A 1,165-nucleotide genomic window follows, 5' to 3' on the forward strand; every position below is an offset into this window, starting at 1 on the left:
AAATTCTAGTGATAGTATTAGATTAATTATATCAAAAATTGATAATTTGTTAGGTATGGAGATTGTTTTTATTGAATAAGGTAATTTTACAATGGGGTGATTTTATGAAGATAAAATTAATTGATTTGAGAGCGTTTCCTATTGATATATTAAAGCTTATTAAGGGGGATTTTGAGTGCGATTACATTTTCTCTTTAAAAAAAGAGGATCAAATAGATTTTAACTTGCTTTCTCCTTCTGGTCTTTTCTCTAATTTAAGTATAGAAGGGTGGTGTTATTTCTTACCTATAGCACAAAGAGAATGGTTAAATAACTATACTAAAATTATAGATGATTTTTTCTATTCATTTTGCTTTAATTTTACTTATGAAATTGACGATGAATATGATATTGGCACTCTCTTATCAATGATTGATAAAGATAATTTGATCAGATTGAGAGATTGGTTGATATATGTGTTAGTATTTAAGAGCGAGCAAAAATTTGTAAAAAATTCAGAAGATAATATTAGACTAATGATTGTTAGAATAAATGATTATTTAGGTGGTGATAATATTTTTCTTAGAGGATAGTCAATTATAAATCATAAATAAAAATTTTTGCTTATGATTATGCTTGCTCAAATCGCTATGGATCATTAGAGTATCTATATCAATGCTAATTTTACATTATTAATTGAACAGGGAAGTGTTTCTCCAGCTGTAAAAATGGATAATAATGTTATCGTTGAAGGTAATCATAGGATAGTTGCAGGGGTGTTATGCGATCAAATTTCACCAATAGCCCAAGGTGTGGTTCCCCATCCCAACCTTATAGGATAAAACCATTAAAAGATATAGTACCTGATATTAAGGATTGGAGATAAAGGAGGGAATATGAAAAAAGAATGCATTGAAGATATTTTATTTAAAATTAATAGTGAACTAATTAACTCTAATGGATTAGATTTGATTCACTTATTAAACAATAATAAGATTATCAATCACGTTGATTTTCATCGATTTGAATTTATAGAAATGTCATTGGATAAAGTTATTTTTAATAATGTATCTTTTCGGGGGACGTTTTTTGTAAAAACTTCTTTTATGGAGTGTCATTTTAATAACTGTTCATTTATAACAGCAGGTTTGTCTGAAACCTCATTTGATAACTGTAAGTTTAATAG

The 1,165-nt window shown here is 27.2% G+C and carries 2 protein-coding genes; both read left to right on the forward strand.

The window, feature by feature from the left end; all coding sequences use genetic code 11:
- The first annotated feature begins 104 nt into the window (after positions 1 to 104).
- Positions 105 to 572: a hypothetical protein gene (locus BKK47_RS12250; protein WP_143529638.1), complete on the forward strand. Its 468-nt coding sequence runs from the start codon at positions 105 to 107 to the stop codon at positions 570 to 572.
- A 303-nt stretch (positions 573 to 875) separates the two neighbouring features.
- Positions 876 to 1,165: pentapeptide repeat-containing protein (locus BKK47_RS12255; RefSeq protein ID WP_208603987.1), on the forward strand; the 290-nt coding region annotated here is incomplete at its 3' end.

The sequence above is a fragment of the Rodentibacter mrazii genome (assembly GCF_001998825.1).
Lineage (GTDB): Bacteria > Pseudomonadota > Gammaproteobacteria > Enterobacterales > Pasteurellaceae > Rodentibacter > Rodentibacter mrazii.

Coding starts and splice junctions, on each gene's coding strand:
- BKK47_RS12250 (WP_143529638.1), top strand. CDS start 105: ATGAAGATAAAATTAATTGATTTGAGAGCGTTTCCTATTGATATATTA.